This window comes from Actinoallomurus vinaceus (assembly GCF_039542055.1).
Taxonomy (GTDB): Bacteria; Actinomycetota; Actinomycetes; order Streptosporangiales; family Streptosporangiaceae; genus Actinoallomurus; species Actinoallomurus vinaceus.
Map to the genome: position 1 here is coordinate 111,065 of NZ_BAABHK010000010.1, position 22,981 is coordinate 134,045.

At 71.6% G+C, this 22,981-nt stretch carries 23 protein-coding genes and 1 riboswitch; of the genes, 7 read left to right on the forward strand and 16 right to left on the reverse strand.

Annotated features, from left to right (window positions below):
* Positions 1–37: 37 nt before the first annotated feature.
* Positions 38–2,182 carry a putative cobaltochelatase gene (locus ABEA24_RS31510; RefSeq protein ID WP_345435033.1) on the reverse strand — a complete coding sequence of 715 codons (2,145 nt, stop codon included), beginning with the start codon at positions 2,180–2,182 and terminating at the stop codon, positions 38–40.
* A gap of 37 nt (positions 2,183–2,219) precedes the next feature.
* Positions 2,220–2,389: riboswitch (cobalamin riboswitch) on the reverse strand.
* A gap of 110 nt (positions 2,390–2,499) precedes the next feature.
* On the opposite strand from ABEA24_RS31510, the gene ABEA24_RS31515 reads away from it, so the two are divergent.
* On the forward strand, positions 2,500–3,525 hold the full coding sequence (locus tag ABEA24_RS31515; protein ID WP_345435035.1) for an LLM class F420-dependent oxidoreductase: 1,026 nt from the start codon (positions 2,500–2,502) through the stop codon (positions 3,523–3,525).
* 3 nt (positions 3,526–3,528) lie between these two features.
* Here ABEA24_RS31515 and ABEA24_RS31520 read toward each other — a convergent pair whose 3' ends face one another.
* The gene (locus tag ABEA24_RS31520; protein WP_345435037.1) at positions 3,529–3,804 is read right to left on the reverse strand and encodes a DUF6504 family protein; all 276 of its coding nucleotides are present in this window, start codon (positions 3,802–3,804) and stop codon (positions 3,529–3,531) included.
* 179 nt (positions 3,805–3,983) lie between these two features.
* Positions 3,984–4,259 (reverse strand): hypothetical protein, encoded by a 276-nt coding sequence (locus tag ABEA24_RS31525; protein ID WP_345435039.1) that lies wholly within the window; start codon positions 4,257–4,259, stop codon positions 3,984–3,986.
* A gap of 363 nt (positions 4,260–4,622) precedes the next feature.
* Here ABEA24_RS31525 and ABEA24_RS31530 point away from each other — a divergent pair, with 363 nt between their 5' ends.
* From ABEA24_RS31530 to ABEA24_RS31540, 3 genes are all read left to right on the forward strand, one after another.
* Positions 4,623–5,468 carry a helix-turn-helix domain-containing protein gene (locus ABEA24_RS31530; protein WP_345435493.1) on the forward strand — a complete coding sequence of 282 codons (846 nt, stop codon included), beginning with the start codon at positions 4,623–4,625 and terminating at the stop codon, positions 5,466–5,468.
* A 27-nt stretch (positions 5,469–5,495) separates the two neighbouring features.
* Positions 5,496–5,606 (forward strand): DUF397 domain-containing protein, encoded by a 111-nt coding sequence (locus ABEA24_RS31535; protein ID WP_345435041.1) that lies wholly within the window; start codon positions 5,496–5,498, stop codon positions 5,604–5,606.
* Between the two features lie 106 nt (positions 5,607–5,712).
* A complete protein-coding gene (locus ABEA24_RS31540) occupies positions 5,713–6,747 on the forward strand; it encodes an alpha/beta hydrolase (protein ID WP_345435042.1) in 1,035 nt (344 codons plus the stop codon).
* A 27-nt stretch (positions 6,748–6,774) separates the two neighbouring features.
* On the opposite strand, the gene ABEA24_RS31545 is transcribed toward ABEA24_RS31540, so the two are convergent.
* Positions 6,775–7,350: a CGNR zinc finger domain-containing protein gene (locus ABEA24_RS31545; RefSeq protein WP_345435045.1), complete on the reverse strand. Its 576-nt coding sequence runs from the start codon at positions 7,348–7,350 to the stop codon at positions 6,775–6,777.
* Between the two features lie 69 nt (positions 7,351–7,419).
* Between ABEA24_RS31545 and ABEA24_RS31550 the strand changes: the two genes are divergently transcribed.
* Positions 7,420–8,190, forward strand: a complete 771-nt coding sequence (locus ABEA24_RS31550) for a class I SAM-dependent methyltransferase (RefSeq protein WP_345435047.1) — start codon at positions 7,420–7,422, stop codon at positions 8,188–8,190.
* A gap of 76 nt (positions 8,191–8,266) precedes the next feature.
* Here ABEA24_RS31550 and ABEA24_RS31555 read toward each other — a convergent pair whose 3' ends face one another.
* Together ABEA24_RS31555 and ABEA24_RS31560 are read right to left on the reverse strand one after the other, a co-directional pair.
* Entirely contained in the window at positions 8,267–8,659 is a 393-nt protein-coding gene (locus tag ABEA24_RS31555) for a hypothetical protein (RefSeq protein WP_345435049.1), read from the reverse strand.
* Between the two features lie 283 nt (positions 8,660–8,942).
* Positions 8,943–10,436, reverse strand: a complete 1,494-nt coding sequence (locus ABEA24_RS31560; protein WP_345435051.1) for a DHA2 family efflux MFS transporter permease subunit — start codon at positions 10,434–10,436, stop codon at positions 8,943–8,945.
* Between the two features lie 200 nt (positions 10,437–10,636).
* Here ABEA24_RS31560 and ABEA24_RS31565 point away from each other — a divergent pair, with 200 nt between their 5' ends.
* Entirely contained in the window at positions 10,637–11,197 is a 561-nt protein-coding gene (locus ABEA24_RS31565; protein WP_345435053.1) for a DUF6624 domain-containing protein, read from the forward strand.
* A 93-nt stretch (positions 11,198–11,290) separates the two neighbouring features.
* Here ABEA24_RS31565 and ABEA24_RS31570 read toward each other — a convergent pair whose 3' ends face one another.
* From ABEA24_RS31570 to ABEA24_RS31585, 4 genes are all read right to left on the reverse strand, one after another.
* Complete coding sequence (locus ABEA24_RS31570) at positions 11,291–12,055, reverse strand: NAD(P)-binding domain-containing protein (RefSeq protein ID WP_345435055.1); 765 nt, start codon at positions 12,053–12,055, stop codon at positions 11,291–11,293.
* Between the two features lie 92 nt (positions 12,056–12,147).
* Complete coding sequence (locus ABEA24_RS31575; RefSeq protein ID WP_345435057.1) at positions 12,148–13,128, reverse strand: aldo/keto reductase; 981 nt, start codon at positions 13,126–13,128, stop codon at positions 12,148–12,150.
* 131 nt (positions 13,129–13,259) lie between these two features.
* A complete protein-coding gene (locus ABEA24_RS31580) occupies positions 13,260–13,709 on the reverse strand; it encodes a hypothetical protein (RefSeq protein WP_345435059.1) in 450 nt (149 codons plus the stop codon).
* A 20-nt stretch (positions 13,710–13,729) separates the two neighbouring features.
* On the reverse strand, positions 13,730–14,683 hold the full coding sequence (locus ABEA24_RS31585; protein WP_345435061.1) for an alpha/beta hydrolase: 954 nt from the start codon (positions 14,681–14,683) through the stop codon (positions 13,730–13,732).
* A gap of 198 nt (positions 14,684–14,881) precedes the next feature.
* Here ABEA24_RS31585 and ABEA24_RS31590 point away from each other — a divergent pair, with 198 nt between their 5' ends.
* Positions 14,882–15,535 (forward strand): TetR/AcrR family transcriptional regulator, encoded by a 654-nt coding sequence (locus ABEA24_RS31590; protein ID WP_345435063.1) that lies wholly within the window; start codon positions 14,882–14,884, stop codon positions 15,533–15,535.
* Between the two features lie 251 nt (positions 15,536–15,786).
* On the opposite strand, the gene manA is transcribed toward ABEA24_RS31590, so the two are convergent.
* From manA to ABEA24_RS31620, 6 genes are read right to left on the reverse strand one after another with little or no spacing between them, the layout of a single operon-like run.
* Positions 15,787–16,899 (reverse strand): mannose-6-phosphate isomerase, class I, encoded by a 1,113-nt coding sequence (gene manA, locus ABEA24_RS31595; RefSeq protein ID WP_345435065.1) that lies wholly within the window; start codon positions 16,897–16,899, stop codon positions 15,787–15,789.
* Positions 16,900–16,901: 2 nt separating this feature from the next.
* The gene (locus ABEA24_RS31600) at positions 16,902–17,858 is read right to left on the reverse strand and encodes an ROK family protein (protein ID WP_345435068.1); all 957 of its coding nucleotides are present in this window, start codon (positions 17,856–17,858) and stop codon (positions 16,902–16,904) included.
* Positions 17,855–19,747, reverse strand: a complete 1,893-nt coding sequence (locus ABEA24_RS31605; protein WP_345435070.1) for a glycoside hydrolase 5 family protein — start codon at positions 19,745–19,747, stop codon at positions 17,855–17,857. Before ABEA24_RS31605 ends, ABEA24_RS31600 begins: the two co-directional genes overlap by 4 nt.
* A gap of 17 nt (positions 19,748–19,764) precedes the next feature.
* Positions 19,765–20,607 carry a carbohydrate ABC transporter permease gene (locus ABEA24_RS31610; protein WP_345435072.1) on the reverse strand — a complete coding sequence of 281 codons (843 nt, stop codon included), beginning with the start codon at positions 20,605–20,607 and terminating at the stop codon, positions 19,765–19,767.
* Positions 20,600–21,568, reverse strand: a complete 969-nt coding sequence (locus ABEA24_RS31615) for a carbohydrate ABC transporter permease (RefSeq protein ID WP_345435074.1) — start codon at positions 21,566–21,568, stop codon at positions 20,600–20,602. The genes ABEA24_RS31610 and ABEA24_RS31615 overlap by 8 nt, the downstream gene beginning before the upstream one ends.
* Positions 21,565–22,878, reverse strand: a complete 1,314-nt coding sequence (locus ABEA24_RS31620; RefSeq protein WP_345435076.1) for an extracellular solute-binding protein — start codon at positions 22,876–22,878, stop codon at positions 21,565–21,567. The genes ABEA24_RS31615 and ABEA24_RS31620 overlap by 4 nt, the downstream gene beginning before the upstream one ends.
* Positions 22,879–22,981: the final 103 nt, after the last annotated feature.

Genomic DNA, 22,981 nt, shown 5'->3' on the forward strand with positions numbered 1-22,981 from the left:
CGGTGCGCACAGACCCACTCTCGGGCTCGTTCCGGGGTCATGCCGCGTTCCGGCTTTCATGGACGACGCCGGTGAGGGCGTCGGCGGCCAGTTCCTCCAGCCGGACGACCTCGGCGCCGAGGCGGGCGGCGACCCCGCCGGCGAGCCCGAGGCGTACGGGGCCGCGCTCGCAGTCGACCACGATGGCGGTGACGCCGCGCAGCAGTTCGGCGGCGCGCAACGCGTCGGCGGGCGAGCCGTGGGTCGCCCGGCCGTCGGTCACGAGGACGAGCAGCGGGCGGCGGGCGGGGTCGCGCAGGCGTTCGGCGCGCAGCACGTCGGCGGCGCGCAGCAGGCCCGCGGCGAGCGGGGTGCGCCCGCCGGTGGGCAGGGCCTCGAGGCGGCGCGCCCCGGCCTCGACCGAGGACGTCGGCGGCAGCGCGAGTTCGGCGGACGTGCCCCGGAAGGTGATCAGGCCGACCTTGTCGCGGCGCTGGTAGGCGTCGAGGAGGAGGCTGAGCACGGCGCCCTTCACCGCGCGCATCCGCTGCCGGGCGGCCATCGAGCCGCTCGCGTCGACGACGAACAGCACCAGGTTGCCCTCACGGCCCTCCCGGACGCGCTCGCGCAGGTCGCCGGAGCGGATCACCAGCCCGGGGCCGGTGCGGCCGCGGGCGCGCTGGTACGGGGCGGCGGCGAGGAGCGTCGCCGTCAGGTGCAGCGAACGCGCGCCCGGCCGCGCGCCGGTCGTCCGGCCGTACGGCGTGCGGGCGCGCGAGCGGCGGCCCGGCGCGCCGTCGCCGAGGCCGGGCACGGTGAACACCCGCGTCCGGAAGACGGCGTCGGCGGGCGCGGGTTCCGGGGAGTCCACCCGGGTGCGCTCGCCATCGTCCTCGCTCGACGCGTCCCCGCCCGACAGCGCCTGCTCGATGTCGACCAGCGCCCCCTCCTGGGCGTCCCGCCCGTCGGAGCCGCCTGACCCGTCCGGGCCGGAGCCGCCCGGTCCGGGGCCGTCGGGGCCGTCGTCATCGTCGTCGGGGTCCTCGTCGCCGGGCTTGCGCCGGGCGTCCCAGTCGACCGTGACGTCCGGGTCGGGGCCGGTGTCGGGGGCGGGGCCGGGGTCCGGCTCGCTGCCCCCGCGCGGGCGGGGCACGTCCGGAACGGACGAGCCGGGGGCGTCGTCGGAGTCGTAGTCGCCGGTGTTCTCGAGGACGTCGTCGAGCTTCTCCTCGTCCAGGCCCGGCGCGTCGAAGGGGTCGCGGCGGCGCCGGTGCGGGAGGGCGAGCCGGGCGGCGAGGCGAACGTCGGCGGCGGTGACGACCGTCCGGTCGTGCCAGGCGGCGAGGGCCATCGCGGCGCGGGCCATCACGATGTCGGCCCGCAGCCCGTCCACCTCGAACGCGGCGCACACCGCCGTGATCTGGCGTAGCGCGCCGTCCGGCAGCACGACCTCGGGGAGCCTGGCGCGGGCCTGCCCGATGCGCCAGGCCAGCTCGGCCTCGGCCCGCGCCCAGCCGAGCGCGAACGCCGCGGGATCGGCCTCGTAGGCCAGGCGTCGCCGGACGACCTCCGCCCGCTCCTCCGGGTCGCGGGTGGCGGCCACCTCCACCGTCAGGCCGAACCGGTCGAGCAGCTGCGGCCGCAGCTCGCCCTCTTCGGGGTTCATCGTGCCGACCAGCAGGAACCGGGAGGCGTGCCGGATGGACACGCCCTCCCGCTCGACGTACGAGTGCCCCATCGCGGCGGCGTCGAGGAGCAGGTCGACGAGGTGGTCGTGGAGCAGGTTCACCTCGTCGACGTACAGGACGCCGCGGTGGGCGTCGGCCAGCAGGCCGGGCTGGTACGCCTGGACGCCCTCCGTCAGGGCGCGTTCGAGGTCGAGGGAGCCGGTGAGGCGGTCCTCCGCGGCGCCGATCGGCAGCTCCACGAGCCGCGCCGGCCGGACCAGCGTGCCGTCGTCGTAGCCGTGCGGCCCGTCGGGGCACTGCGGGTCCGGCGCCTGCGGGTCGCAGGAGAACCGACAGTCCGCCACGACCGCGACGTCCGGCAGCAGCGCGGCGAGGCCGCGCACGATGGTGGACTTGGCGGTGCCCTTCTCGCCACGGACCAGCACGCCGCCGACGGCCGGGGAGACCGCGTTGATCAGGAGGGCGAGCTTGAGGTCGTCCAGCCCCGTGATGGCGGAGAACGGATAGGTGTTCACCCGGTGGTCGTCCTTTCCTCGGGTTAACGCGCCCGTAGGTGGTCTGGCATCGGCGGCCGGAGTCTCCTGGCTCCCGGATCGCCGCCCGCCCTCAGCCTTCCGACTCACGCCGTGGCCTTTGTTGAGGAAGAACTCCCCGGTCACAGTTGCGCGACAGCCCCGGATTCGCACCGGGTTCCTCCGCGTACCGCCGGAAGACAGCATGACATATCCGGCCTGACCCGCGACACCGCAGGTCCGGCGCACGGCCTCCAGCCCGTGCCGGATCGACGCCGATCTGCTTAAATAGAACGCGTTCTAGTTTTTGGGAGGCGCGGATGAGGCTCGGCATCAACGTCGGCTACTGGCAGCGGGATCCGGAAGACGCGACCGAGATCGTACTGGCCGCCGAGCGACTCGGCTACGAGTACGTCTACACCGCGGAGGCGTACGGCTCCGACGCGTTCACCACGCTCGCCTGGTACGGCGCCCGGACGTCGCGCATCAAGCTGGGCACGGCGGTGGTCCAGATGTCCGCCCGCACCCCCGCCGCGACCGCCATGCACGCGCTGACGCTCGACGCGCTGTCCGGCGGCCGGCTCACGCTCGGGATCGGCGCGTCCGGTCCCCAGGTCGTCGAGGGCTGGTACGGCGTGCCGTTCGCCCGGCCACTGGAGCGCACGCGCGAGTACGTGCGGATCATGCGGGACGTCTGGCGGCGCGAGGAGCCGGTGACCTCCCCCGGTCCCCACTACCCGCTGCCGCTGCCGCCGTCGGCGTATGGTCCCGGCCGCGTCACGGGCCTCGGCAAGCCGCTCAAGTCGATCGTCCATCCGGTGCGCCCGCGGATCCCGGTCTACCTCGGCGCGGAGGGGCCGAAGAACATCGCCCTCGCCACCGAGCTCGCGGACGGCTGGCTGCCGCTCTTCGTCGATCCGACCCAGATCGAGGCGGTGTTCGGCGCGTCGCTGGCGGGCCGCCGGGAGGGGTTCGACATCGCCGCGACCGTGACGACGATCGTGACGGACGACCTGGCGACCGCGCTGGAGTTCGCCAAGATCCCGCTGGCGTTCTACATCGGCGGGATGGGCGCCAAGGACCGCAACTTCCACCTCGACCTGATCGGGCGGCTGGGCTACGCCGAGGAGGCGGTACGCGTACAGGAGCTGTTCCTGTCGGGCCGGCGCGACGAGGCGATCAAGGCGGTGCCGGACGAGCTGGCCGACTCCATCTCCCTGCTCGGCCCGATCGGCCGCATCAAGGAACGCCTCCGGCTGTGGCAGGACTCCCCCGTGACCACGCTCCTCATCGCCGGAGTGAAGGACGAACCGACCCTGAAGGCCGTCCGCGACCTCGTGTCCTGAGATCTAGCTCCAGGCACGGGAGAGCATCCACGTGCCGGTCGCCTGGTCGTGACGCAGCTCGTACACGCCGATCGCCCGGTCCGGGGTGGCCTCGACGCGCCAGAACTCGCGCTCGGCGCCCTCCGGGGCCTCAGGGTGCCGCTCGTGCCACCAGTCGCGGGTGGTGACCCAGCGGTCCAGGACCCGCAGCACGGTGTAGAGCCGGCCGCGCCAGACGAAGCGCGAAGGCCTGCCGTCGCTGAGCCAGACCTCGACCGGGTCGCCGTACACCCGGCTCATCGGCCGCCGCCCGGCACGTCTCCACGCCCCGCGAACCCTTTGCTCGCTCCGCCCACGCGGGCCGCCCACCTTCCGGATCGGTGACAGAGAGTGAGCCTGGGGGAAGGCAGGCGATGGGTTCGAACATACGTTCGGTAGTGGGATTTGTAAAGTGCCGATCGGCAGACGGCCGCCGCGACTCAGCGGCCGAGGGAGCGCGCGATCGCCTCGGCGGCACGCGCGGGGTCGGCGGCGTCCGCCTGGCCGGCCCGGCCCCACAGGTACGACCAGGCGATCCGGGACGTCGGCATGGCGAGGACCATCACGCTCCGCCCGCCGGCCGGGTCGACCACGCGCAGCATGGGCTCGTCGGTTCCGATCAGCACGCCGTGCAGACCGCGCGCCTCGACCTCGCGGGCGAGCGCTTCCAGGTGGCGGCGCCGCGGCCCGGACAGGGAATCCGCAGTGGCGGCCATGGGATGCCACCCCTCTCGCGCTTGGACGATACGGCAGGAAGGGGTACGCCCTGGGGCGTTGAACAGGTAAGGTGCCATCCGGTGGCAAAAGGTGCCCAGATGGCAACGGTGAGTGACCTTCCCTGTCAGGATGTCCTCCCCCACTTTGACGTGCAAGTATTTTCGGACAAATAGATCAGACGGATTCGGCATCACCCGTGCACAGTTCAACGGCCCTTCCGCGGTCCGGCCGAAGGTTTCGGCCTCGTCCACCGCGGCCCACCATCGCTCCTTCTTCTCCTTGCCATACCCGCAGGACGCTCGCCATGGAGGTGCCCCATGTCCGATGGCCGTAGTCCAACCGTTCGACGCCGCCGCCTGGGAATGGAACTGCGCAGGCTCCGCGAAACCGCGGGTCTCATGATCGAAGACGTCGCGAAGCACCTGGAGTGCTCGATGTCGCGCGTCAGCCGCATCGAGACCGGCAAGTCGGTGGCGCGCATCCGCGACGTACGGGACATGCTCGACCTCTACGGGCTGCCCGAGGGCTCCCAGCGCGACCAGCTCCTCGGGCTCGCCAAGGACGCCCAGCAGCGCGGCTGGTGGACCGAGTACGAAGCGGTGCTGTCCACGTCCGCGGGTCTGGACACCTACATCGGCCTCGAGGCCTCCGCTGCATCCATTCGAACGTTCCAGACCCACCTGGTGCCCGGTCTCCTGCAGACCGAGGAGTACGCCCGCGCACTGATCAAGGCCGGCCGGCCCGGCGAGACGCCCGAGAACGTCGACCGGCGCATCGCGCTGCGCACCCGCCGCCAGGCCATGCTGCAGGAGTCCGGCCGCCTGGAGCTGTGGACCGTGATCGACGAGGCGGTCCTGCGCCGGCCGATCGGCGGCATCACCGTGATGCGGGCCCAGCTGATGCGGCTGCTCGAGGCCGGCGAGCTGCCCGGCGTCACCATCCAGGTACTGCCGTTCGCGCGTGGCGCCCACCCCGGCGTCGACGGGGCCTTCACGATCATCGGCTTCCCCGACCCGACCGACCTGGACGTCGTCTACATCGACTGTCCTGCCGGGAACATCTTCCTCGAGAAGGAGAAGGACGTCCGCCGTCACACGACCTGGTTCGACCATCTGCGGGCCGCTGCGCTGCCACCCGACGAGTCAGCCGAGTTCATCGCGGCAGCGGCGGACGAGTTCAAGAATGCGTCCCCGTACCCACGGGGGTGATTTCAGCACCAGGAAGGAGAGCAGGGGATGAGTGGCCACCCCGATCTCACCGACGTCGGCTGGCGCAAGAGCAGCCGTAGTTCCAACAACGCCGACTGCGTCGAGCTCGCCGTGATCGACGGCTCCGACGACGACTGACACATATCTCATGCCCAGCCGACCGCGGGAGTTCGCTCCCGCGGTCCCGCGCGGGCTTGCGCCGGGTTAGTGTCGCCGGTAGCGGAAGTTGATCAAAGGAGATCCCATGCTGCCGTGGTCGGCCGAGCTCGCCGGACGCATCGACGAACACGACTTCACCAGCGATCTGCTGCGCGACAACCCCCTCGGCGACCCGCACCGGCGGCCGCTGTGGGTGTACGTCCCGCCGGGGTACGACGACGAGCCGGACCGCCGCTACCCGGTGGTCTATGTGATCCAGGGCTACACCGGCTCACTGCCGATGTGGCGGAACCGTCCGCCCTGGCGACAGCCCTTCCCGGAACTGGCCGACCAGGTCTTCGCGCGCGGCGAGGCGCCGCCGCTGATCGTGGTCTACGTCGACGCCTGGACGGCGGTCGGCGGCAGCCAGTTCCTCGACTCCCCCGGCACCGGGCGCTACCACTCGTACCTGTGCGAGGAGATCGTGCCGTGGGTCGACGCGCACTACCGGACGCTCGCCGACCGGGACCACCGCGCGATCAGCGGCAAGTCCAGCGGCGGATACGGCGCGATGATCACGCCGATGCTCCGGCCGGACGTGTTCGGCGCGCTCGCCACGCACGCCGGCGACGCCCTGTTCGACGTCTGCTACCGCCCGGAGTTCCCGAAGACGGCCCGCACGCTGCGCGACGCCTACGACGGCTCGATCGACGCGTTCCTCGCCGACTTCCGGAGCCGGCTCGCCGGCACCAAGGAGACCGACCTCCCGCTCATCGAGATCTACGGCTACGCCGCGGCGTACTCCGCCGACGAGGACGGCACCGTCCAGCTGCCCTTCGACGACACCGGCGCCGTCATCCCCGAGGTCTGGGAGCGCTGGCTGGCCAAGGACCCCGTGCTGATGGCCCGGCTCCCGGAGTACGCCGAGGCGCTGCGCTCGCTGCGAGCCGTCTGGATCGACGCGGGGAACAGGGACGAGTACCACCTCGACTTCGGCGCCGTCGCCTTCCGCCGCGCGGTCGCCGCCGCCGGAGTGAAGGATGACGCGGTCAACTTCGAACTGTTCGACGCGGGCCACGGCGCCATCGAGTACCGCTACCCGCTCTCCCTCGCCTGGCTCGCCGAACGCCTCACCCCCTGACCCCATCGCATCGTCTGCAAGGAAGGCTCACGGCCGGGATTGGGCCCGGGCGCGGAACGCCGCGGTCTTGACGCGGTTCTGGCAGGCGGTGGAGCAGAAGCGGCGCATGCCGTTGCGCGAGGTGTCGACGTAGACCCGGTCGCAGTGCGACGCCGTGCACACGCCGAGCCGGTCGTACAGCTCGCCGCCGAGCACCACGGCCAGGCCGGTGGCGCAGGGAGCGGCCCACTCGGCGGCGAGCCCGTCGCCCGCGCCGTGGAAGTGGATGTGCCAGGGCTCTCCGTCGTGACGAGTGAGGCTCGGCCTCGCCTGGGTCTCCTCGAGCAGCCGGTTGACCTGTCCCGCGGCCGTGTCGACTTCTCCGGCGGCGACCGCTTCGAAGACGACACGCAGTTCCCGGGCGATGGCGGTCAGCTCGTCGACCTGCCCTTCGGTGATTTCGGTGCGCCGACTGACGCCGCGCAGCACCTCGGTGGCCGCCTCCGCCCGGGCCGCGGCGTCCGGCAGCCGGTACGGCCGCCCCCGCCGTTCGCCCTCCGTGAGGGCGTTGACGAGACCGACGGCGGTCGCGACCACGGCGTCCATGTGACTGTTGAAATTCACTTGACCAGTTACGTCCTTCGTTCTAATTTGTCACTGGCTAAAGGGTATACGCCAGTTACGGAGGACCCCATGGCAACACTCACCCGCGACGTCGCCGACCGCTGGATCACCCGCTGGGACCGTCAGCAGGAGGGCTACCTCCCCGACCGTGAGGAGCGGTTCACCGCCCTCATCGACGCGCTGGCCGCCGGCGCCGGCCGGCCCGACCCCCTCGTCCTGGACCTGGGCTGCGGACCGGGCTCCCTGTCGGCCCGGCTGCTCGACCGCCTCCCCCGGGCCCGGATCATCGCCATCGACACCGACCCGCTACTGCTGGCGCTGGGGCGCGCGCTGCACACCGGCCGGGACGACCTCACCTTCGCCGACCTCGATCTGCGCGTACCCGGGTGGGCGGCCCGGCTGCGCCTCGACCGGGAGGTGGACGCCGCGGTGAGCACCACCGCCCTGCACTGGATCTCCGAGGCGGAGCTGCGGGTGACGTACGGCGAGCTGGCCACCGTGATGCGCCCCGGCGGCCTCTTCCTCAACGGCGACAACTTCTCGGCCGAGGACGCCACCCCGGCCATCGCCCGGCTCGACCGCGCTCTGCAGGAGCTGGAGACCGAGCGGCGATTCGCCGGCGGCCGGCCGGAGGACTGGCGGCAGTGGTGGGACGCGGCCGCCGCGGACCCGGTGCTCGGCGGGCTCAAGGAGGCCCGCGACAACTCCGCCGCCGGCCATCACGGCTCCGAGTCCGGTCTGCTGTCCACGCACGTCCGCGCCCTCCGCGAGGCCGGCTTCGGCGAGGTCGGCACGCTGTGGCAGCGCGGCGACAACCGCATCCTGTGCGCCGTCCGGTGACCGATTCCTGATCCGGCCCACAGGCGTACGGCCGGCCGTCCCTGCGATCGCGCGGGCGGTCGGCCGCACCTACTGATCAGGATGGCATCGGGGCGGTGGCCGACATCTGCGCGGTGAGGATGTGCTTGCGCTGGTCCTTCTGGTCGGTCAGCACCGGCATGGCGATGAGAAGGGCCTGCGCCGCCGACTCCTTCCTACCGAGCTCCTGCCAGGTGTGACCCGAGCAGGGTTGAGAGACGTAGAGCTTCACCGTGCCGTGGGCGGGCCGGGCGGGGCTGATCTGCGCCGGGACCATGGCGTACGCGCCGAAGGCCAGCGGACGTTTCGGGTTCTGTCCGCCGACGATGACGCCCTGCTGAAGGATCAGCAGGCGAAATGGGCGGGTGTCGGCCGGATTGGTGATGTCAGCGGCTTTGCGGGAGGTGATGGTGTAGTCGGCCACCGGCGCCCCGTCTCGGTCTCGCCGCACGGCCGTGAGCCTCAGCGTGAGCGGCCCATGGGAGGCCGGCAGCGTCCCAGGCCGTTCTCCGCATTTGTAGACATGCGCGATCGGGTCCGCGCTCTCGGTGGGTTGCCGAGCCGGCGTACCGCCGGGACTCGGCCGGGCGGCGGCGTGTCCCTGGTCGCGGCAACCGCCGACGCAAAGGGCGGTCCCCAAGGTGGCGAGGAAGACGATGTGAGACGCACGCCTGGCCGTGTCGGGCAGGTGAATCGGCATGGCTTCCCCTCCCGCCGGGCCTGGCGGCGGCCGGTCAGGGCCGTTCCTCGATGCCGAAGATATCTTTTGAGTCGGAGGACCGGCGTTCCATACGGTGCGGCACCGTGACGGCGATCAGGACGGCGATGGCGACGAGTGCGGCCGCGACCACGAAGCCGAGGCGGTAGCCTCCGGCCGCGGCGGCGACGGCGGACGCGCCATGGCCCGCGAGCGTACGGCCGTGCGCGGCCGACAGCGTCGCGAGGACCGCCAGCCCGACGGCCGCTCCGACCTGCGTCGTCGTGTTGATGAGGCCGGAGGCGAGGCCCGCGTCACTCGGGGTGGCGTCCGACATGGCCAGCGCCGCCAGCGCCGGGAACGCGACGCCGACGCCGGTGCCGATGAGGACCACCGACGGCAGGACGTCGACCAGGTAGACCCCGTTCACGGGCGCGCGGGCGAACAGCGCGAGGCCCACGGCGGCCAGCGTCAGCCCGCTGAGCAGCGTCGCCCGGACGCTGAACGCCGTGATGAGGCGTTCGGCGAAGCGGAGCGAGACGGTGGCCATCACGACGGTCGTCGGCAGGAAGGCCAGCCCGGTCCGCAGGGCGTCGTAGCCGAGCACCCGCTGGAGGTAGAGCACGCCGAGGAAGAACATGCCGAACATCCCGGAGACGGCCAGTGCCTGGACCACGTTGGCGCCGGTGACGTTGCGCGAGCGGAAGATCCGCAGCGGCACTAGCGGGCTGCGCGCCGTCGCCTCCCGTACGACGAAGGCGATCAGCAGCACGAGCGTGACGGAAGCGAGCTCGAGCGTGCGGGGCGCGGTCCAGCCGCGCGCGGCCGCCGGGTCGACGATGGTGTAGACGCCGAGCATCAGCGCGGCGGTGATGAGGACGGCGCCGAGCACGTCCGTGCCCGCTCCGAAGCCGAGGCCCTTGTCCCGGTCGAGCACCCGCAGGGACAGCACGAGCGTCGCCACGCCGACCGGCAGGTTGATGAAGAAGATCCAGTGCCAGTTCAGCGCCTGTGTCAGCAGTCCGCCCGCGAGCAGCCCTGCGGAGCCGCCGGCGGAGGCGACGAAGCTGTAGACGCCGATGGCCTTCGCCTGCTCCCGCGGCTCGGGGAAGAGCGTGACGATCATCCCGAGGATCACGGACGAGGTCATCGCGCCGCCGACACCCTGGACGAACCGGGCCGCGATCAGCATCGCCGGCCCCTGCGCGAGCCCGCACGCGAGCGAGGCGGTCGTGAAGACCACGAGGCCGGTGATGAAGACGCGACGCCGGGAGACCAGATCACCGAGCCGCCCGGCGAGCAGCAGCAGGCCGCCGAAGGCGATCAGGTAGGCGTTGACCACCCAGGCAAGGCCGGAGGAGGAGAAGCCGAGGTCGCGCTGGATGGCGGGCAGCGCGACGTTCACCACCGTGGCGTCGATGACGATCAGCAGCATGCCGCCGCACAGCACGACGAGCGCGAGCCATCGGGAACGGTCGCTCGCCGCAGGCGCGGCCAGCCCGGGTTCGGTCGATTCGACGGTGTCGTACATGGGGATCCTTCGGGGGTTTCGAACACGTCACCCATGTAGACCGCGACCGGCGAGAGAACTCATCGCCGCACCATCAAGATTCATTATCGCCGTCGGCGATACCGCCTGTCGCCGTTCCTCAGGATGATCTTCACGGCCTCAGACCGGCCCTAGCGTTTGTGGCGGGAAATCCCGTTGTCGGCACGTCAGGGAGGGTGAACATGGGTCACGACGACGCGACCGCCGATCGGAAGACCGTCGCGGAGGAGGCCACCGCACCGGTGGACGCGGCGCTCGCCGCCGAGCTCGTCGCCATGACCGACGAGGATCGGCGCCTACAGCAGGGCGCGAGCGTCGGCGGCGAGGCGTACCAGAGCTGGGCGAAGGACGTCGGCGCGCAGCTGGCGTACCGCCGGGTGACCACGCGGAACGCCGACCGCCTCGACCAGATCCTGGACGAGCACGACTGGCCGACGACCACGCTGGTCGGCGCGGAAGGGGCGCGCCGCGCGTGGCTGATCGCCCAGCACGCGGACCGGCGGCTCGACGTGCAGCGACGCGCCCTTCGCCTGATGGCCGACGCGGTCGCGGTCGGCGAGGCGGACGCGGGCATGCTCGCCATGCTGCGCGACAGGGTGCTGGTGAACGAGGGACGCGAGCAGATCTACGGCACGCAGATCGCGAGCGTCGAGGACGGCGCCCCGGTCCCGTGGCCCTGCGCGGACCCCGACCGCCTGAACGAGCGGCGTGCCGAGGTCGGCCTGGACCCCTTCCCCGCCTGAACGCACGGCGTACCGAGGACGGGCCGGTCCCTTCCAAAGGGACGTTTCTTGCGGCGGCCGCACGTGGCTGGGCGCCCGGCTCTGCCCATGTGGCTATGTGAGGTCGGCGAGGAGGCCATCGAGGGCCTGGGTGAGGGCTTCGGAGTTGGCAGGGGTGAACCAGCTGGTGCGGATGCGCTCGTTGTTTCCCTTCGGGGTCTCGTGGTTGGCCGCGAGCTGCTGCAGGGTGCGGGTCTCGTCGCTCAGGGCACGACCGACCTCCTGGAAGAGTCCGCGGACGTAGCGGTCGGCGTCGTCGGAGGCGATGCCATGGCCGACGGCCCACGACGTGAGTGTGGCGAGGTACCGGTAGTGGGTGGTCAGTGTCCCCGTCAGTGCGGAGAAGACGTTGAAGGCCGTCTCGTCCGCGACCGGGAGCGCCCCGCCCAGGTGCTCGAAGAGGGAGTCCGCCACCGGGTGGGACGGGTACGTCACCGTGACGGAGCGGCGTTCGCGTATGGCGGGCAGGGGGATGGCCCGTACGAGCGGGGCATCGGTGGCCAGCGTCCGGCGCAGGTCGTCGTTGCCGACGCCGGACATCACGTTGATCACGATCCTGTCGTCGGCCACCGTCAAGCCGGCGAGTGCTTCGTGCCGGTCCTGACGGGGTACGGCGATGATCACGATCTCGGAGCGGTCCACCACCGCCTGGTTGTCGGGACACACCCGCACGCCCTCGTAGCGCGCGGACAGGTCCGCGGCCGTGCGGGCTCCGCGAGGGGAGAGGAACACCTCGGGCGCATCATCGCCCCGGTCGTACAGGCCGTCCACGATGGCCCGGCCGATCTCGCCTGCCCCGATGATGCCGATGCGCTTCACTGTGTCTTCCTCCATGGTGCGTGTTAGTCGGGGTTGTGACGTTGTGTCGGTGTTGGTCGAGTCCGTGTCGAAGGCGCCGTTCGCCACGGGTCTCATTGGTCGATCATGCGAATGCCGTGGTCGCCGTATCGGGCTCCTCGGGCGCCGGTGGCAGGGACGGCGGCGTCGATGTGGCTGAGGTCGGTCGCGGTCAGCTGCAGGTCGAGTGCGGCCAGGTTGTCGCGCAGGTGGGGCCGGCGCGAGCTGCCGGGAACGGGGATGACGTCGCTGCCGCGGGTGAGGAGCCAGGCGACGGCGATCTGGGCGGGGGTGGCGTTCTTGGTGGTCGCGAGTCGGGTGATGGCTTCGACGATGGTGAGGTTGGCCTTGAGGTTGTCGCCGTTGTAACGAGGAGCGGTGGCGCGGAAGTCGCCGCTGTCGTAGCGGGTGGTGGAGCGGACGGCTCCGGTGAGCAGGCCACGGCCGAGGGGGCTGTACGCGACCAGGGCGGCGCCGAGGTCGCGGAGCGTGGGCAGGATGTCCTTTTCGACATGGCGTTCCCACAGTGAGTACTCGGTCTGGACGGCGCTGATCGGGTGAATGGCGTGGGCGCGGCGGAGGGTGGCGGCCGAGACTTCGGACAGGCCGATGTGGCCCACCTTGCCCTGGGCGACCAGGTCGGCCAGGGCGCCGACCGACTCCTCGACGGGCACGGCAGGGTCGATGCGGGCGAGGTAGTACACGTCGATGTGATCGGTGCGGAGCCGGCGCAGGGACGCTTCGCAGGCGCGGCGCAGATGGTCGGGTGCACCGGCGGGGACAAGCCCTTCGGCGGTGCGCCGGACGCCCGACTTGGTGGCCAGCACGACACGGTCACGGTGCGGTGCGAGGGCCTGGCCGAGGAGTTCCTCGTTCGCTCCGTCGCCGTAGAAGTCGCCGGTGTCGAACATGGTGACGCCGGAATCGAGAGCTTCCAGCAAGGTGGCGGCGGCCTCGTGCGGGTCGGCCGCACCGTAGCTGCCGGTCATGCTCATACAGCCGAGGCCGAGTCGGCTGACCGCTGGACCGTCGGTGCCAAGGGTGGTGGTGTGCATCGTTCCTCTCACGGGGGGCTTCGGGCGTGAGTCTTTGCCCGGGGCTACTTCAGATTGGTGACGAGGTCATCGAGGGCTTTGGTGCGCGGCTGCCGTCCGCTCATCACCTGCGGAGTTCGCTGGCGCCGGCATCACACCGGTCGCGGTCGTCTCCACAACAACGCGACCGCCAGGAGTCCTGCCAGACAGGGAGCCATACCGGCCCAGCCCAGCGCCGGCGGCAGGCCGGTCTCGCCGGAGGTGTCCTTGGTGAGCAGCCCGGTCAGCGCGACGCTTGTGCCGAGCACGAGCATCACGGTCGCGGCGGGGCGGGCCCACCGTTTGCCCGCCTTGACCGCCCACGCCGTCCAGAGCCAGGCGATGACGCCGAACGCTCCGATGACCGACAACAGAATCAGGTAGGTGGTGACGGCCGAGTCGACACGCGTCTGGGTGTAGGTGGGATAGCCGGCCCGGATGTGGTCGGCCAGCAGATGGGTGGTGGCACGGTCGAGGTACGGGACGATCGTCGCAAAGACGGTGAGCCCAAGGCCCGTGTACGTAGCTGCGATGGCCGATCGCTCACCCGGTGTCTTCGTCATCAGAGTGCTTTCCTTTCGCCTCACGCGGTGAGGGAGGCTCGGAGGAACTCGAGGATCTCCGCCCGCGCGGCCCCGGACTGGGGCGCCACGCCCGGCATGCTGAGGAACGCGTGCCCCGCTCCGGGGTACTCGGAGAGCCGCGCGGACGTCCCGGCCGCTCGCAGTCGTTCGGCGTAATGGCGGCCGTGATCGGCCACCGGGTCGTGGGTCGGCACCACCACCAGCGCCGGGACCAGCCCGTTCAGGTTGCCGGCACACAGCGGCGAGAGCGCGCGAGGATCGGTACCCGGTGGAACGGCGAGCCGCTGGAACAGCTGCAGCTGCGGCACGGCAAGGGTCGGGGTGCGGGCGTGCTTCGTGACCGAGGCGTAGTCGAGCATCGTCTCGGTCACATCGACAGCGGGATTGACCAGCACCTGCGCCCGCAGGCGCAGGCCGGACGCCTTGGCCCGGATCGCCGCCAGAGCGCTGATCAACGCACCGCAACTTTCGCCGAACACGGCGGTCCGCGCCGGGTCGATGCCCCACTGCGCGGCATGTTGCACGACGTGCTGGAGCACGTCCCAGCCGTCGCCGACGGCAGCCGACAGGGGACTGTCCGGGGCGAGGAGGCGATGCTCGACCGAGACGACGAGTGCGGGCAGCTGGGCAGCCAGGTGGCTGTTGACCCAGTCGCTTTGCGCCGCCGTGCCCACGAAGCCGCCTCCGTGCACGTGGAGCACGAGTGGCAGGCCGGCGCCTGTGTCGTCGGGCCCGGGCGCCGGCCGGTAGACCCGGACCGGCAGCTCGCGGCCTGGCAGCGCCACCTCCTGCCAGCCGATCGCGGCGCCAGGATCCGGATCCCCAAGGATCGCCCGCGCCGCGCTGGACGCCCGCCAGCGGTTCTCCGCCTCGCGGTAGGCGACCAGTTCCTCCTCCGTCATCGTCGACCAGTCCGGCTCAGGCGGCCGCTTCGCAGCAGTGGCCTCGCTCATGTCTGCCTTCTCCCCTTCCCCGGCCAGATGCCGGGTGTGTCGTGGTGGTCATGCATGCCGGGCGTTGCGCTGGTCGTGCAGTTCCGGTGGGGCACCCCCGAGGTTCGGACCTATCGGCCAGCACGTGTCCTCATTATGCACGCAGTGCGTGCAACAGCAAGTGCATAGGCTACGCTGAGCCTCGACGAGAGGAGCGAGATGGCAGGCCGAAGGCGCTGGTCGACCGAGGAGATCCTGGATGCGGCGGCGGAGTTGCTGCGCACGAGCGACGCCGAGTCGTTCAGCGTGCGCAAGCTCGCCGCAGTGCTCGGGACCGATTCCTCCAGCCTCTACCGGCACTTCCGCAACAAGACCGAACTGCTGCGGGCGGTCGCCGACCGGGTCCTCATGGCCGCCATGGACGACTACCGCCCCGAGGGCGACTGGAAGCAGCGCATCACCGCCCTGGCCCTGCGCTTGAGAGAAGCCTTCGGCCAGCAACCCCAGCTCGCCGCGATCTGGGGGCGCTACGCGTCGGGCGGCACCGGTTCCCGCCTGGTCATGGAAGAGCTACTGCAGGCCCTGCGAGCTTCGGGCCTGCCCGATCAGGAGATCCCGGCGCGCTACCACCGGATCGTGATCCTCCTCGCCGCGTTGATCGCTTCCGAGGCCGGGGTCAGCACCATCACCCCCAAAGAGCACGAACAGGGCATGGAGTTGTTCCGCGTCGCGGTACTGGGCGCCGACCCCGAACGCTTCCCCGCCCTGGCCCACTTCGCCCGCGATGTCCGCCCCCTCGGGGCAGACCGCCGCGCCGCGTTCGAAGAGATCCTCGCTGCCCAACTCGCCCACGTCGAGGCCAGAATCCCCTGACGCGCCCTCTCGGCTTCCGGATGTTGTGTCGCGGCCGTGGTCACCGGCGGCCGCTGCCCGGCGGCCGGCGGCTCGTCGAGGCCGCCGACCCGGAACAGTTGACGCGAGCGATCACCCAAGCAGCGTCATGGCCGTGGCCGTCCCGGCACCAAGGTGCACGTTGGGCCGTAGGCGCTAACGGACCCGTGGGCGGGTGCGGCGTGGCCTGATCACTGGCGGATGGTGACGGCAGAGAAGCCGTGGTCGCTCGCTCAGCTCTCCGGGAGGGTCGCGCGGAACAGGACGCCCGCGCCGGTCGCCTCGATGGGGCCGCCGCGGTGCTCGGCGAACGCGGCCTCGCCGCGGCCCAGCCCGGTCGTCCGGCCGTCGCGGTGCAGCTCCACCCGGCCGTCCGTGCACAGCAGCAGCTGCGGGCCGCCGGCGGGCAGCACCGCGTCGTCCGCGACGTCGACGCGGGACAGCCGGAACTCCGGCGCCGGGGTGAGGTAGACCTCCTCTTCGCCGTGGCGGACCGGGTCGAGCACGTCCGGGCGTCCGGGTTCGAAGGAGGCGATGTTCAGCAGTTCGGGCACGTCGACGTGCTTGGGCGTCAGCCCGGCCCGCAGCACGTTGTCGGAGCCGGCCATCAGCTCGACGGCCGTGCCGTCGAGGTAGGCGTGCGGCACGCGCGGCGGGACGTACATGGCCTGGCCGGGGGCGAGCCGCACCTCGTTCATCAGCATCGCCAGGATGACGCCCATGTCGGCGGGGTAGCGCTCGGCCAGCGAGGCGTAGGGCTCTCCGGCGACGGCGGCGGCCTCCGGCACGACCTCGTCCGGCGACGGCCAGGTGAGCAGCGTCTTCACCGCCGCGCGCAGATCGCCCGCCGCCAGCGAATCCACGACCGGGCGCAGCGCCGGGACCTTCGCCAGGAGCTCGGCGCTCTCGCCCGGGTCGCGCATGCCGCACAGGGCGTGCACGTCGGTCAGCGCACACAGCAGTTCGGGCTTGGGCCAGTCGTCCTTGTAGTTGCGCGCCGGGTCGCCGGGCGGGGTGGCCTCGGCGGCGAACCCGCGCTCGGCCTGCTCCCGGTCCGGGTGGACCTGCAAGGACAGGGGCGCGGCGATCGCGAGGACCTTCAGCAGGAACGGCAGCCGCGGTCCGAACCGGGCGACTGCGGCCGGCCCGAGGGTCGCCTCCGGGTCGGCGGCGATGTGCTCGTCCAGGGACGGGCCGCCGGGCAGCCGCGACGAGGCGGCGGGGTGCGCGCCGATCCACAGCTCCGCCTGCGGCCGCTCGGTGGGCGACGGCAGGCCGAGGAGGTCGGCGAGCACGGTGTGCGATCCCCAGGCGTACTCCTGGACGGGGTTCTGCAGACGTTCCATGGTCAGACGAGCTCCGGGTCGTGGGCGAGGGCGGCGGCGCCGAGGAGACCGGCCTCCGCGCCCAGTTCCGATGGGACCACTGTGACACGCCGGACGAAGGCGAGGCCCGCGTAGTCCCGCATGGCGCGGACCAAGGGCGGTTCGAGGACGTCCCAGGACCGGGACACGCCCCCGCCGATGACGACGCGGTCGAGGTCGCAGAGGGCGGCGGCCGACGCGATCCCGGCGGCCAGGCCCCGGCCCGCGCGGTCGAACGCCGCGAGGGCCACCGGGTGGCCGGCGCGCGCGTCGGCCGCGAGGGCGGCGCCGTCGGGCGCGGAGTGCGTCCAGCCGTTGGCGCGCGCCCAGCGGACCATGGAGGTGCCGGAGGTGAACGTCTCGACGCAGCCTCGCGACCCGCACGGGCACGGCTCACCGTTCAGGTCGACCGTGGTGTGCCCGATGTGCCCGGCATTGCCGGTCGGCCCGGCGTACACCTTCCCGTCGAGGATCAGCCCGCCGCCGACGCCGGTCGAGACGACCATCCCGAGCATGGCGCGGCTGCCGCGTCCGGCGCCGTGGCGGTACTCCGCGACCGCGCCCGCGACGGCGTCGTTGACGAGCGTCACGGGCGGGCCGCCGAGCAGGGCGGCGAGCCGGTCCCGTACGGGGAAGCCCCGCCAGGAGGCGATGTTCACCGGGCTGGCGGTGCCGGCGACGGTGTCGAGCGGCCCGGCGCAGCCCACGCCCGCTCCGATGACGGCCTCCTCGCCCCTCGCCTCGGTGACGGCGGCGGCCAGCGCCGTCCAGATCGCCTCGGCGTCGCCGGGCGGGGTGGGGCGGGTGGTGCGCCCGCGCAGCCGGCCGTCGTGGTCGACGAGCGCCGCGGCGAGCTTGGTGCCGCCGATGTCGACGGCGAGGACGGCGTGCCCGGGCGGCCGGTCCGTCGCCGGGGCCGTCTCGGACACCACGCCGGTCACGTTCGAAGCTCCAACACTCGCACACCATAAGGCCCGAGCACGATCTCTTCACCCCCGGCACGGTCGTTTTCGGCGACGAGGGGCCGTACGGCGAGTTCGGCGTCCGCCTGGCTGACGAAAACGGCGAACCGGGCCCCGTCGGCGCGCACCAGGACGTCGGCGGACACGCGCGGGTCCGCGACCCGCACCGGCCGGCGCGCCCCGGCCAGCACCGCGAGCGCGTCGTAGATCCGGTGGGTCGGCTCGGGGTTCACGTGGGGGGTCACGGCCGCCATGTGCTCCAGCGGATAGGTGCACAGGACGGTCCACCCGTCGCCGCAGCGTTGCCGCAGGAGGGCGGGCCGGCCGTGGCCGTCGACGGCGAGGACCTCGGCCGTCGTGGGCCGCACCGGCAGGTACGCGCGGCTGTGCGCGGTGCCGCCGGCGCGGAACGCCAGCGTGGTCCCCTTCTCCAGCGCGCCCAGATCGGCGGTGAGGGTGAGTTCGACGACGTCGTCCTCGATCGGGTCGACCAGCCCGTACGTCAGCCGGTGCTCGACGCCGAACATCGCGTTCATGTGGGAGTACCACGGCCCGCGCTGCCCGCCGTGCGGGCCCGCGCTGTACGACACGTAGACGACCGCGCCGCCGCGGGCGAGGTCCTCCAGCCGATGCCAGCCGGGGGCCGTCAGCTGCTTGGCCGAGGGGACGAGGTACAGGCGGGCGTCGCCGGCGATGCCGTCGGACTCGCGGGTCACGCCGGGCGCCAGATCGGCCGCGCGGGCGGAGACGTACGCCTGCCGGAGCGTGGCGAAGACGTACGTGCGGTCCTCCGGATCGGTGAACGGGAACCCGCCCTCGAGAACCTGCGGCACCACCAGCGCGGTGTCGGTCTCGGCCCGCTCGCAGCCCGCCAGGTCGATCTCGGCCAGCGTACGGGCGAAGTCGCGCATCTCCCGCAGGACCGGTTTCGGCGTGCCGTCGGCCGTCGTCAGGCCGAAGTGCAGCTCGAACGGATGATGGCTGTACGGCGGCTGGTCGACCAGGTCGAAGTCGGTGTTGTTCCACGCGACCCAGCCGGTCGCCCCAGCGAGCAGGCTGTTGTAGAGGATCTGCCGGTAGTAGTGGGCGGCGTTGTCGTCGGCGACGAAGTCGGAGGAGCAGCCGAACTCCTCCAGCACCACCGGCCGCCCGAACGTCCCGGCCAGCTCGCACACGAACGCCGCGCCGTGGTGCTGGCGGACCAGGTCGTCCTCCATGCGGTAGACGTGCGGGCCGACGAAGTCGGTGAGCTCGGCCAGCGCGCGGACGGAGAAGCCGTTGTCGACGCCGGTGACCTCGACGCCCCAGGCGCCGTCGCCGACGGACACCGGCTCCTTCGCGCCGGCCGCGTGGACCGCCTGCACCATCAGCTGGGCCCAGCTCGTCACCCGCTCGGCCGGGGCGGGCCCGCCGTAGATCGGCATCTCGTTGGTGATCAGCCATCCGGCGATCGCCGGGTGGCCGGTGTACCGCCGCGTCATCTCCTCGGCGAACCACGCCTGCCGGGCCACCAGCCACACGTCCGCGTACAGGTCGCGGCCCTGCCGCCACGCCGGGTCCCAGTTCTCCCCCGACATGTGGCCGACGATGAACGTCGGGATCGTCCGCATCCCCCGCTCGGCGTGCGCCTCCAGGAAGTCGGCGTACCGCTCCGCGAGGGTCTCGTCGATCCGGTCCGGCTCGGGCATGAAGTCGGGCCAGTAGAAGAACGACCGGGTGATGTTCAGCCCGTGCTCGGCGAGCACCTGGAGCTCGTCGCGGACGACCCGGGGGTCGTACGAGCGCCACATCAGCGGGCCGCCGGTCCGGGACCAGAAGTTCGCGCCCAGCCACGCCGGCCCGGACAGCTTGCGAGAGTCGCGTCGCATTGAGGAGCCTTTCAGAGTCAGGACTTGACGGCGCCCGCGGTGAGCCCGTGGACGAGGAAGCGCTGAAGGGCCAGGAAGCCGACCACCACCGGCAGGCTGATGACCAGCGAGGCGGCCATCACCTGGTTCCAGTAGACGTTCGCCTGGGTGGCGTACCCGCGCAGGCCGACGGCGAGCGTGCGGGTGCCGTCGTCGGTGAGCACGGAGGCGAACAGCACCTCGCCCCACGCCGTCATGAACGCGTAGATCGCGACGGCGACGACGCCCGGGGCGGCCACCGGCAGCACGACGCGGAAGAGCGTGCGGATCGGGCCGGCGCCGTCCACGCGCGCCGCCTCGTCCAGCTCGCGGGGGATCGTGTCGAAGTACCCCGCGATGAGCCAGATGGAGAACGGCAGCGCGAACGTGAGGTAGGTGATGGTCAGGCCGGTCCGGCTCCCGTACAGCCGGATGCCGGTGTACTTCTCGACGTTGACGAAGATCAGGAACAGCGGCAGCAGGAACAGGATGCCGGGGAACATCTGCGTCGACAGGACCGCCGTCATGAACGTGCCGCGCCCGGCGAACCGGTACCGGCTCACGGCGTAGCCGGCGAGGATCGCGATGACCATCGAGCAGACGGTGGCGGAGACGGAGACGACCAGGCTGTTCACGAAGTAGCGGCCGAGCGGCACCGTGTGCCACATGTCGACGAACGGCCGGAACGTCACGTGCGTGGGCAGCCACGTGAACCGGCCCTGCACGTCCTTCAGCGGTTTGATCGACGAGACCGCCATGACGTACAGCGGGATCACGGTGAACAGCGCGAGCAGGCCGAGGACGACCGGCCGCGCCCACCGCACCGTACGGGACTCACGCATGACGCCCCCTCAGCCGTCCGATTCCGAGGTACCCGAGCGTGACGACCATCAGGAACGCCAGGAGCAGCACGGACATCGCCGAGCCGAGCCCGAAGTTCCAGGTGATGAAGGACGCGTTGTAGATGTGGATGGAGATCATGTCGGCGGCCGCGGGCGGCTGGTCGAACAGGGTGTAGGCGGTGGTGAAGTCGTTGAACGTCCACAGGAACAGCACCAGCAGCAGCACTCGGTTGACCGGCCGCAGCAGCGGGAGCGTCACCCGCGTGAGGAGGCGCAGCGACCCGGCGCCGTCGATGGCCGCCGCCTCGTACAGGTCCGCGGGAATGCTCTGCAGCCCGGCGGTGATCGTGAGGAACGCGAACGGCCACAGCCGCCAGACCAAGATGACCACCACGGCGGCGAAGCTCCGGTCGCCCAGCAGCCAGAACGGATGGCCGTGCGTCAGCCGCAGTTCGTCGGACAGCAGGGCGTTCACGAGACCGGTGTCCCGCTGGAACATGAACCGCCAGGTGATGACCGCCGTGAACACCGGCAGCGCGTACGGCACGAGGAACAGCGTCCGCAGCGCCGCGCGGCCCGGGAACGGCCGCTGCAGCAGCACGGCCGCGGTCAGGCCGAACAGCCAGGAGCAGCCGACGACGACCGCGGTGATCGCGATCGTGATGAGGAAGGAGTGCAGCAGGTCCTTGCCGACGGGCCCGTTCGTGTTCACCGCGATCCGGTAGTTGGCCAGCCCGCCGTACGGCGCCTGCGTCCAGTTGCGGATGAAGAACTGGGTCAGGTGCAGCAGGCTCATCCACGCCCCGACCAGCATCGGGATGATGTGGACGGCCAGTTCGGCGACGAGGGCGGGCAGCAGCAGGAGGTACGGCAGCGCCTTCGCGAGCCGGGGGCGCCGCCGTGGTCGCGGACGTCCGGGAGCGCGCGCCGGCGCGCTCCCGGTCGTCGTCGTATCGATCATCCTCCGGCCTGCATCTTCTTGTTGGCGTCGGCGAGGCGGCTCTTGATGGTGGCGTCGTCGACCGGGCGGCCCGCGGCGGCGTCGGCGATCAGGCCCTTGACGGTGTTGCCGACGAGGGTCTCGAACTGCGCCTCCTGCGGGATCATCGGCAGGGTCTCCGCGGCCTCGGCGAGGACCTTCCGGAACGTCTGGATCGCGGGCGTCTGGAACTTCGGGTCGTCGTACGCCTGCGGGACGACCGGCAGGCTGCCCCACGCCGCGTTGAGGATCTTCTGCTCATCCGGGCTCGTGAGGAAGTCGACGAGTTTGAGAGCCCCGTCCTTGTTGCCGGAGTTCTTGAACACGCCGATGTTGATCCCGGCGACGTGGCTGGCGACCCGGCGGCCACCGGCCGGCAGCGGGTCGGGCAGCGGGATCTGCTCGACGCCGTACTCGTCGTCCTTCATGCCGTTCTCGCGGACGCCGGCGGTCGCGTAGCTCTGGATCATCATCATGCCGAACTTCCCGGCCGCGAAGTCCTTGAGGATCTGGTCGTCGTTGACGTACTCCGCGTCGGCGGGGTCGACGACCTTGTCGGTGCCGAGCAGGTCGAGGTACTGGCGGACGCCGGCCACCATCGCCGGCGAGTCGAAGCCGGGCTGCCCGCCCTGGAAGAGCCGCGCGCCGTTCTGCGCGCCGAACATGAACGCGAAGTGCGCGCCCTCGGTGTAGCTCGCACCGAGCATGCCGACGCCGTACCGCTTCTTCGCCGGGTCGGTGAGCTTCTTGGCGTCGGCGACGAGTTCCTGCCAGGTCCGGGGCGGGTTCTTCAGGCCCGCCTGCGCGAAGAGCTTCTTGTTGTAGAACAGCCCGTACGCCAGTCCGTACAGCGGCACGAACCCCGGTGGCTTCCCGGCCGCGCCCGTCGAGGTGAGCGTCGAGGGGATGAAGCGTCCCCGGCCGCCGACCTTGGCGATGGTCGCGTCGTCGAAGGACTGGAACGCCCCGGTCGCCTGGAGCGAGGCGGACCAGGTGTTGCCGATGTTGAGCACGTCGGGGCCCTTGCCGCTGGAGGTCGCGGCGAGGATGCGGTTCAGCAGGTCGGGCCAGCCGATCACCTCGAGCTTCACCTTGATGCCGGTGCGCTGCTCGAACTTCTTAAGCTCGGGGCCGAGCACCTGCTGATCCTGCTGGATGGAGCGTCCCTGGTTGCTGGCCCAGTAGGTCAGCGTCTTCGGCGACGACTTGTCCCCGCCGCCACCTCCGCAGCCGCCTGTGGCCATGACCATGATGGCGCCCGTAACGAGCGCCGTGATTCGGCGTGCCTTCACTTGGTGAACTCCCATCAGCCGTCATGGAGGCACCCCGGTCGAGCGCGGACCGGCCGTGGGCGTCTCTCCGAACAACCGCTGGAAATCCGTCGCCTCGATAGGA

Excerpts from the sequence above, each read along its gene's own strand:
- ABEA24_RS31530 (WP_345435493.1), top strand. The coding sequence starts at position 4,623 with ATGGAACTGCGCAGGCTCCGCGAAACCGCGGGTCTCATGATCGAAGAC.
- ABEA24_RS31540 (WP_345435042.1), top strand. The coding sequence starts at position 5,713 with ATGCTGCCGTGGTCGGCCGAGCTCGCCGGACGCATCGACGAACACGAC.
- ABEA24_RS31615 (WP_345435074.1), bottom strand. The coding sequence starts at position 21,568 with ATGATCGATACGACGACGACCGGGAGCGCGCCGGCGCGCGCTCCCGGA.
- ABEA24_RS31550 (WP_345435047.1), top strand. The coding sequence starts at position 7,420 with ATGGCAACACTCACCCGCGACGTCGCCGACCGCTGGATCACCCGCTGG.
- ABEA24_RS31590 (WP_345435063.1), top strand. The coding sequence starts at position 14,882 with ATGGCAGGCCGAAGGCGCTGGTCGACCGAGGAGATCCTGGATGCGGCG.
- manA (WP_345435065.1), bottom strand. The coding sequence starts at position 16,899 with ATGGAACGTCTGCAGAACCCCGTCCAGGAGTACGCCTGGGGATCGCAC.
- ABEA24_RS31605 (WP_345435070.1), bottom strand. The coding sequence starts at position 19,747 with ATGCGACGCGACTCTCGCAAGCTGTCCGGGCCGGCGTGGCTGGGCGCG.
- ABEA24_RS31515 (WP_345435035.1), top strand. The coding sequence starts at position 2,500 with ATGAGGCTCGGCATCAACGTCGGCTACTGGCAGCGGGATCCGGAAGAC.
- ABEA24_RS31535 (WP_345435041.1), top strand. The coding sequence starts at position 5,496 with ATGAGTGGCCACCCCGATCTCACCGACGTCGGCTGGCGCAAGAGCAGC.
- ABEA24_RS31575 (WP_345435057.1), bottom strand. The coding sequence starts at position 13,128 with ATGCACACCACCACCCTTGGCACCGACGGTCCAGCGGTCAGCCGACTC.
- ABEA24_RS31565 (WP_345435053.1), top strand. The coding sequence starts at position 10,637 with ATGGGTCACGACGACGCGACCGCCGATCGGAAGACCGTCGCGGAGGAG.
- ABEA24_RS31520 (WP_345435037.1), bottom strand. The coding sequence starts at position 3,804 with ATGAGCCGGGTGTACGGCGACCCGGTCGAGGTCTGGCTCAGCGACGGC.
- ABEA24_RS31580 (WP_345435059.1), bottom strand. The coding sequence starts at position 13,709 with ATGACGAAGACACCGGGTGAGCGATCGGCCATCGCAGCTACGTACACG.
- ABEA24_RS31610 (WP_345435072.1), bottom strand. The coding sequence starts at position 20,607 with ATGCGTGAGTCCCGTACGGTGCGGTGGGCGCGGCCGGTCGTCCTCGGC.
- ABEA24_RS31525 (WP_345435039.1), bottom strand. The coding sequence starts at position 4,259 with ATGGCCGCCACTGCGGATTCCCTGTCCGGGCCGCGGCGCCGCCACCTG.
- ABEA24_RS31560 (WP_345435051.1), bottom strand. The coding sequence starts at position 10,436 with ATGTACGACACCGTCGAATCGACCGAACCCGGGCTGGCCGCGCCTGCG.
- ABEA24_RS31585 (WP_345435061.1), bottom strand. The coding sequence starts at position 14,683 with ATGAGCGAGGCCACTGCTGCGAAGCGGCCGCCTGAGCCGGACTGGTCG.